Raw genomic sequence first — 7657 nt, forward strand, 5'->3', positions numbered from 1 at the left:
AGCAGCCCGACGTTGTTCACGAATTCGCCGCGCTCGACCCGCGGCACGGCGCGCACCTGCGGCGGGGTGGGCGCGGGGCGGGCGGGCTCGGCGGCCGCCGGGGGTGCGGGCGGCTCGGCCTGGACTGCCGGAGCCGGGGCGGCCTGCAGGGCCTGCGTCGTGACAGGCGCCGGGGCGGGACGGCACCAGCCGCCCAGGTGCATCGGACGGCCCTGGGCACGGTAGACGGAGGGCTGGCCGCAGCGTACGCACGGCGCGGCCTGGAACATCGCCAGGGAACCGTCCGGGTTCTGGTCGAGCAGCACCTGCTGCGGCGCCGGGGCGGTCTGCTCGGGCGCGACCGGCGCCGGGGCGGGGGCGGGGGCGGCCTGATGCTCGGGTGCGGGGAAGCGCGCGGCCAGGCCGTCCAGCAGCCGGGTGTAGGCCGGGCTGATGTCCGGGCCCGGGACGGAGGTGCCGTCCTCCCAGCCCTTCACCAGGGCCGAGTCCACCCGGAGGGCGACGGCGATCTGCGTGATCGTCAGCCCGGCCGCCAGGCGCAGCCGCTTGCGCTCCGCCGGGGCGGGCAGGCCGGTGCGTACGCCCGAGAGGAGGGCGTCGACCGAGTCGAAGAGCTCGTCGGACATCAGGGGGTTCTCCTCAGCGTCCGTTGGGTCGGGTCGACTCGAGGCGGGGGTCGCCGAACAGGGCCTCGAAGATCGGCTCGGTGACGCAGCCGATCACGTTCTGGTCGGCGTCGCGCAGGGTGTAGCCGGCGCCGCGTCCGAGGCCGGCTGCGGCAAGCGGGACCTGGGGGCGGTAGTAGAAGGTGAGCTCCCGGTCCGCGTAGACGTCGTCCCGTCGCGGTTCCGGCCGGTCCGGTTCCGGGGCTGCCCGCAGGGTGAACGACGGCAGGCCCACCACGTCCTGCTCCGCCGCGTGGTGCAGGACCCCGTCGTCGGTGGCGCGGAAGCCGACGACCAGGTCCACGCCGCCGGTGCGGCGGTCCCTCGGCAGCCCGTGGCCCTGCAGCACCCGGCCAAGCTGGGACGCGGACATCGCGGCCGCCATGGCCAGCGCGCTGCGGTTCGAGTAGGCGCCGGCGGCGTCCGCACGCGACATCGCCACCTCCCGGAACACGTTCAGGTGCTGGATGAGCCGGCTGGTGCGGGCAACCAGGGCCACCAAGTCGTCGAAACCGGAGGCCTGCGGCGGCTCCACCAGCCGCTCACCGCGCAGCCCGGCGAGCAGCGCCGCGCCCAGGTCGTCGGGCACTTCGACCTGCTCGCCGCCGATGCTGATCCTCACAAGATACTCCCTAACGGTAGGACACAACCAAATAGTAGGGCTCTTCATTTTGGAAGTCCAGAAGGAATGGGCGCGCAGCTTCGGCCGCGCGCCCTTGAGGCCGTCCGAGGTCCGCCACCGCGCCCGCGTCGATCTGTGGAGCAATCTCACCGACTGGGCGCCGGACGGCGGGATGCGGATCGTGTGCGAGGTCTACAAGCTCACCGAGCCCAGCCCCGAGCAGGCCATGAGCTGGATGACCACCGCCGTCCGGCACGCCCTGCGTTGGGGCCAGGTCGACACCGCCGCCCTGCGGTCGCCGGCCGACGACGAGGACGACTGACGACACGGCCCCGGCCGCCATCGTGGCGGCCGGGGCCCTGGTTGACCTGTTCCGAGGCGTCAGGGCCCCGCTGGCGCCTGCTGGTCGGCGGGCCGCCCCGGCCGAGACCGACTACCACAAGGAGTAGCGCGTGTCCGATCTGCTTCCCGCCGCCCGCCAAGCCGTCGGCGCCGCCGTCGAGGTGGTCTCCGGCGGCGTGCGCTACGGCATCCTGATCGCCCGCCTCGCCAAGGCCGGCCTGGCGCTGCGCCACATGGCGGCCCTCGCCCGCTCCACGTTCGAGTACGTCGGCGAGGTCGCCGCCAGCGTGGACCGGCTCGCCGAGATGGCCGCCGGGATGAACGTCGACGCCGATACCGTCGCCGAGCACCACCAGGCCGCCGACATCATGCGCGGCGCCCTCGCCAACGCCACCACGATGGCGAACGAGTGCGAGGAGATGTCGAGCCTGTTCGACGAGGCGTCCGACGCGCACCAGGCCGACTACGGCGACGTCGCCGAAGCCTTCCAGGCCATGCCCGTCGAGCCCGCCGACCGCGGCTTCTACGCCAACCGCTGACCCACCACCAACCCCCGCCCGCTGCCCGGCACCGCACCCCGCGGTGCCGGGCAGCGCCGCACCCGGAAGGACCGCCCCGTGGCCCCCGAGAACCGCAGCCCCAAGCCGTCGGCGCTGCCCGCCCGTCTGCTGGCCGCCCTCGTCATCGCCAGCAGCGCCCTGTGGCTGCTCGGTGAGCTCTACGCCCGCCTGACCAAGTGAGAGGACAACCCGCCGTGCCCGACAACGACAGCTACTTCCGCTTCCTGACCACCCGGCCGACCAGGGCCGGCGCCTGCTCGGCCTGGCCCCCTTCGCCGTCCTGGTCCTCCTGCTGCTCGGCGCCATCGTCCACCTGATCACCTCCTGACCCGAGAGGACACGCGATCGTGTCGAAGCTCGACCGGGCCCGCCACTGGGCGGGCCGCACCGCGACAGTGGCCGGCACTGCCGCCCTGACCGCCAGCATCTTCACCCCGGCCGTCCTGCCCCTGGCCACCCCGGTCGTCCTCGGCACGACCGTCCTGTCCGCCGCCGTCTCCGTGCGGCCCTGGCGGCGCAGCACCCCCGGCGCGGTCAGCGCCCTGTACGCCTCGCCCTCCGCGTTCCTGCTCGGCGAGATGCTCGCCTTCCGGATCGTGCCCGGCGCGCACTGGGGCGAGGGGGTGGCCGTCGCCGTCTGGGCCGGGCTGACCTGGTGGCAGCGCCCCTCCCGCCTGGCCCGGGAGATGGTGCGCCCCAGCGCGCTGGTCCCGGCCGTCCCCGACTACGCCCCCGTCACTCTGGCGGCCGGCACCCCGGCTGAGCAGCTGGCGCTCGACTGGGCGCGGTGGGCGCAGATGGACAAGTGCCCGGCGGCCGGCACCTACCTGGAGCACGCCGTGGTCCAGGGCCGCACCGAGTGGCGTGCGCAGATCGTCGCCGTCGGCGGGCGGCCGGTGCCGGACATCCCGATCTCGGCGATCTCGGCGATCACCAACATCCCCGAGGAGCTGATCTCCATCACGGCGGTGAAGGGCCACGGCGCCGGACGCCGCCAGCTCACCGTCACCGACCGCACCGAGACCGCCGGCGGCCTGGAGCAGATGGACCCCTTCACCCGCTGGGACAAGACGATCGCCCCCGTCGCCATGCCGCACTCCCAGCTCATCGCCATCCGGCGAGGCAACACCAAGACCGGCGAGATGGAAGAAAGGCTGCGCCCCTGATGAACCTGCCCACGGCCCCCGGAGGCTTCGAGGTCGACGTGATGGAGCTGGAGGTGGAGGTCCCGCCCGGCAAACTGCTCACGTACGACCTGCGCTCCCTCGCATCCTCCCTGCATATCCTGGACACCGCGTGCATGGCGGTGGAGACCGACGGCCTGACCCGCGCCCTGGTCACCGTCTACGCCGCCCCGCCGCTGGACAAGCTCGACCCGGTCCGCGGCGAGGATCTGGTGATGGACGACCAGGGCTGGCTGACCGTCGGCCGCTACCACGACGGCCAGCCCGCCCAGATCCGCCTGTACGTCCCCGGCAGCGGGGCGCAGCGCGGCGCCCTGTTCGGCACCACCGGTGCCGGCAAGTCCCGCGCCCTGCAGCTGATCCTCGCCGCCGAGAAGCGCTCCGGGATCGTCACCTGGCTGGCCGACCTCAAGGGCGGCCAGTCGGTGCCGGAGGCCGCCGGTCAGGTCGACTGGCGGGTCACCACCCAGGAGGGCCTGCTGGCCATGCTCCAGGCGGCGGTGCGTGTCGCCGAGGAGCGGATGAGCCGCTACGCCGCGATGGGCCGCTCCAGCTTCCTGATCAACCGGCCGGACCCGCTGCTGAGCGTGCGGATCGACGAGGCGAACCGGGCGCTGGAGAAGGGAGCCCCGTACCGGGACAAGATCGCGGCCCTGATCAAGGAGCTCGGCCGCACCGGCCGCTCCGTCGGGGTCGGCATCAGCATCGCCGCGCAGGCCTCGCACGTCGACGAGCTCGGCGGCTCCGACACCCTGCGCGGCATGCTCAAGGAGGGCGACACCATCCTCCTGCGCTGGAGCTCCAGCATGATGCAGTCGCTGGTGTCCGACGGCCTGCTGCCGCCCGGCACGCACATCGTGCCGATCCCCAAGCGCACCGGCCCGCCCGTCCTGCGCAGCCGGTTCGCCACGGTTCGGCCCGGCGCGAAGGTCGCCCGCGGCAACACCGGCGGCATGGCCTACCTGCTCGGGAGCGACAGGCCGACCGCGATGATGCGCTTCTTCCCCGTCGGCTCGATGCACGAGGTCGAGGGCCTGGACCCGCTGATCCTCGACCTGTACGGGCCGGGCGAGCCCGCCCACCTGGAGGCCACCTCGCACGAGGCCGCAGGTCCCGCCTACCTGACCCGCGACGGCGACGGGCCGGCCGAGCTGGTGGCCGCCGCCCAGGAGCAGACGCAGGCCCTGGTCGAGGAGGCCACCGCCGAGCAGAAGGCCTCCACCAGCGGTAGGGCCCCCATCGCGGTGCGCATCATGCGGGCCCTGGAGGAGGCCGCCGAAGCCGCGGACGGCGACGACAGCGAGGGCGCCGGCGCGCTCGACTTCGACGAGATCCTCGCTGCCGTCAACGCCGACGGCGGCAAGCCGGTCGGCGCTGCCAGCGTCCGCAACAACCTGTCCGTCCTCAGCCGGAGCGATCGGATCGCCGCTCTCGGCAGCGGCCGCTACACGCTGCCCGCCTGACCCACCACCACCTTGGCCGGGACGCCGCCGACGCGGCGCCCCGGCCCCTGCCTGCCTGGAGTTCCCGTGGTCGTCTCCGCCTCCCTCGCCGTCGTCTTCGGCATCGCCACCGTCTTCCTCTTCCGCAGCGGAGCTGTCCGCGTCCTCTCCGGTCTGACCCTCATCCTCTTCGGCTTCACCCTCGCTTCCACCGGCCTGGGCCCGACCATCACCCAGCTCCTCACCGGCCTGGTCCACCTCCTCGGCAGCATCCGCGTCTGACCACCACCTGCCCGCCACCCCAGACCGAAAGGACACCGCCCGTGAACACCCGCCCCGCCCACTGCCCGCTCCGCTTCGGCCCGGTCGACCAGTTCCTCGCCGAAGCCGCCCTCGACCCGCGCATGCGGCTGGGCACCGCCGGCCCCCACACCGCCGGGGACAGCCTCACGGTGCTCACCGTCCTGCGAGCCGCGCTGGAGCTGCGCCACCGCCGGATGCTGACCGCCGCGCCCCGGCGCCGGGAGCTGACCGGCGGCCCGCGCCGCACCGCCGTCCTGGTCGACGAGGCCGCGCAGCTGCTCGCCCGGCCCGGCGGCAGCGGGCTCTGCGCCGAGACGCTCCGCCTGGTCGGCGAGATCCTCGCCGTCGGCCGCAGCACCCGCATCAACGCCTGACCACCACCACCCGCCCAGTGCCCGCCGCCCGACCCGGTCGGCGGGCACAGCCGTCCCCGGAAGGACACCGCATGACCGACACCCAGAACACCGACACCCCTGCTGCCCAGCGCTACGCCGACCTGACCCGCGACCACCAGGAGCGGGCCCAGCTCGCCGACGCGGCGCCCCGCCCGTCGGCCGACCAGCTGCTCGACGCGGCCACCGGCACCGTCGCCGTCGGCCGGCTCGCCGACGGCACCACCGCCCGCGTGCCGCTGTGGAACGTCAACGGTGCCGTCCACACGCACATCAGCGCCCGCGCCGGCGCCGGGTCCAGCACCCTGATCGACCACCTCCTGGCCGCCGAGCATGCCAGCCCGCTCGTCCGGTCCTGGGTCGCCGACGCGAACGGGGCCCGGCCCAGCCACCGGCTCGCCGACCGCGCCACCACCGCCAAGGACGGCGCCGCCGACCTGCTGCTGGAGGCGGTCGAGCTGCTGCGCGAGCGGCTGCTCGACACCGACACCGACGCCGCCTACGCCCCCACCCCGGAGCGGCCGCTGATCAGCATCACCCTCGGCGACTGGCCGCACCTGTCCACCCGGGGCGACGTCGCGCGCATGGCGGACGAGATCGCCCGCACCGGCCGCCTGGCCGGGGTCAGCCTGCGCGTCGAGACGTGGGGCGTGGTGTTCCAGCCGCCGCTGCCGCTGATCGCCACCGCCCTGCGCGACGCCCACCAGATCGTCCTCACCGCCCGCCTCACCCCGGGCCTCGGCACCCTCGCCCACCACCCCGCCGCCCCCGCCCAGCTGTTCCGCACCTGGGACCCCACCGAGGGCTGACGACCGCTCACCCGCCCCTTCTCCCGGCCTCTCCGAGGGCCGCCGGACCCGCCCGCCACCGGGTGCGGTCCGGCGGCCCCAGAAGGCGCCGCGGCGCCCCCGCAGACCCTTCCCCGACCGCCCCGCGAACCCCCTTGGAGCACACCGTGGACAGCATCTACACCCACCCCGCCGCCGCTTCGGACACGGCGGTCGACCTCAACGCCTACCTCCTTCAGGAGGGCTTCGTGCCGGCCGCGCTCGACGGCCTGGTCGTCGCCGTCCCGCTGCGGCCCACCGCCGACACCCCGGCCCTGATCCCCGCCCTGGTCGACGGCAAGGTCGTCGCCGTCCCCGTGCACAACCCCCTCGCCACGAACGCCGCCCAGGCGCAGCCCGACTCCGCCCCGGCGGCCGTCGCCCCCGCGCAGCCGGCCGTCGACCCGGGCCTGCCGCTCGCCCTGCGCCAGAGCGTCCTGTACGGATCGGCGGCGGCCCTTGCGGCCGGTGGCTTCGTGTGGATGGTCGGCGCGGGGATCGGCCTGGTCGCCCCGCACTCCGGCGACATCGCCGAGGTTCTCAAGTGGCTGGCCATCGCGGTCGCCACCGTCGCGGTCGGCGTGGCCGCCCTGATCGGCAAGCTGCGCTCCGTCGTCTCCAAGGCCGCGTCCGGGGCGAGCGCCACCGCCACCGGTGACGGCTCCAGCGCGACCGGCACCGTCTGGGCCCTGGTCCACCGCACCAACAACACCAACATCGCCAAGCAGTCCGCCGGGTGGCGCGGCTCCGTCACCAACAACATCAGCTGACCGGCCGCCCGGGGACGGGACCGGCCGCCCGGCCGACACCGCCCCCATCCGGGGACGGGACCGGCCGCCCGGCCGACACCGCCCAGAAGGGAACCCGCACCATGACGCAGCCCGACACCCGCCCCGCCACCACCACGGCCCCGTTCCGGCCCGCCCCCGGCGACTACGTGCTGTACCGCGACGCCGACCGCTACCTGACCGGCCAGCCCGACCACACCCAGGTCTGCAAGGTCCTGCCCTACGGCCAGCACCAGCGGGACCGCTCCACCATCGAGGCCCTGGCCACCGACGAGGTCTTCCCCTTCGCCCCCATCGCCTACATGCGCCCGATCGACCCGGCCGAGCTGATGCACGACATCGACACCGCCCCGCTCGACGCCCTGGGCGACGGCCGGCTGATGACCGCCGCCGGAGCCTGGCTCGCCACCCAGCGCCAGCAGACCGGCCCCGGCGCCTCGCCCGCCGTGCTGCCCGCCGTCCGCGACTGACCGACCCCGCCCCGGGGGCGGCCCCCCCCCCCCCCCCCCCCCGGGGGGGGGGGGGCCCCCCC

Annotated in this window: 11 protein-coding genes and 1 pseudogene; 10 read left to right on the forward strand and 2 right to left on the reverse strand. The window is 74.8% G+C overall.

Annotated elements, in window-relative coordinates:
* Positions 1-626: pseudogene (locus tag AB0K43_RS30885) on the reverse strand (hypothetical protein); the annotation flags it as partial.
* Between the two features lie 13 nt (positions 627-639).
* On the reverse strand, positions 640-1287 hold the full coding sequence (locus AB0K43_RS30890) for a hypothetical protein (RefSeq protein ID WP_363645641.1): 648 nt from the start codon (positions 1285-1287) through the stop codon (positions 640-642).
* 94 nt (positions 1288-1381) lie between these two features.
* On the opposite strand from AB0K43_RS30890, the gene AB0K43_RS30895 reads away from it, so the two are divergent.
* The 10 genes from AB0K43_RS30895 (at position 1382) to AB0K43_RS30940 (ending at position 7595) form a co-directional block, all read left to right on the forward strand.
* Positions 1382-1609 carry a hypothetical protein gene (locus AB0K43_RS30895; protein WP_363645643.1) on the forward strand — a complete coding sequence of 76 codons (228 nt, stop codon included), beginning with the start codon at positions 1382-1384 and terminating at the stop codon, positions 1607-1609.
* 130 nt (positions 1610-1739) lie between these two features.
* Positions 1740-2168 (forward strand): hypothetical protein, encoded by a 429-nt coding sequence (locus AB0K43_RS30900; protein ID WP_363645645.1) that lies wholly within the window; start codon positions 1740-1742, stop codon positions 2166-2168.
* Between the two features lie 78 nt (positions 2169-2246).
* Entirely contained in the window at positions 2247-2369 is a 123-nt protein-coding gene (locus tag AB0K43_RS30905; RefSeq protein WP_363645647.1) for a hypothetical protein, read from the forward strand.
* A gap of 167 nt (positions 2370-2536) precedes the next feature.
* Positions 2537-3355: a hypothetical protein gene (locus AB0K43_RS30910; RefSeq protein ID WP_363645649.1), complete on the forward strand. Its 819-nt coding sequence runs from the start codon at positions 2537-2539 to the stop codon at positions 3353-3355.
* Positions 3355-4836: a transfer protein gene (locus AB0K43_RS30915; RefSeq protein WP_363645651.1), complete on the forward strand. Its 1482-nt coding sequence runs from the start codon at positions 3355-3357 to the stop codon at positions 4834-4836. The genes AB0K43_RS30910 and AB0K43_RS30915 overlap by 1 nt, the downstream gene beginning before the upstream one ends.
* Positions 4837-4902: 66 nt before the next feature.
* Entirely contained in the window at positions 4903-5097 is a 195-nt protein-coding gene (locus AB0K43_RS30920) for a hypothetical protein (RefSeq protein ID WP_360265843.1), read from the forward strand.
* A gap of 41 nt (positions 5098-5138) precedes the next feature.
* Positions 5139-5492, forward strand: a complete 354-nt coding sequence (locus AB0K43_RS30925; RefSeq protein WP_363645654.1) for a hypothetical protein — start codon at positions 5139-5141, stop codon at positions 5490-5492.
* A gap of 71 nt (positions 5493-5563) precedes the next feature.
* Positions 5564-6319 carry a hypothetical protein gene (locus AB0K43_RS30930; protein WP_363645656.1) on the forward strand — a complete coding sequence of 252 codons (756 nt, stop codon included), beginning with the start codon at positions 5564-5566 and terminating at the stop codon, positions 6317-6319.
* A 146-nt stretch (positions 6320-6465) separates the two neighbouring features.
* The gene (locus AB0K43_RS30935) at positions 6466-7107 is read left to right on the forward strand and encodes a hypothetical protein (protein ID WP_363645658.1); all 642 of its coding nucleotides are present in this window, start codon (positions 6466-6468) and stop codon (positions 7105-7107) included.
* Between the two features lie 101 nt (positions 7108-7208).
* On the forward strand, positions 7209-7595 hold the full coding sequence (locus AB0K43_RS30940; RefSeq protein ID WP_363645660.1) for a hypothetical protein: 387 nt from the start codon (positions 7209-7211) through the stop codon (positions 7593-7595).
* The last annotated feature ends 62 nt before the right edge of the window (positions 7596-7657 follow it).

This window comes from Kitasatospora sp. NPDC049258, assembly GCF_040678895.1.
Classification (GTDB): Bacteria; Actinomycetota; Actinomycetes; order Streptomycetales; family Streptomycetaceae; genus Kitasatospora.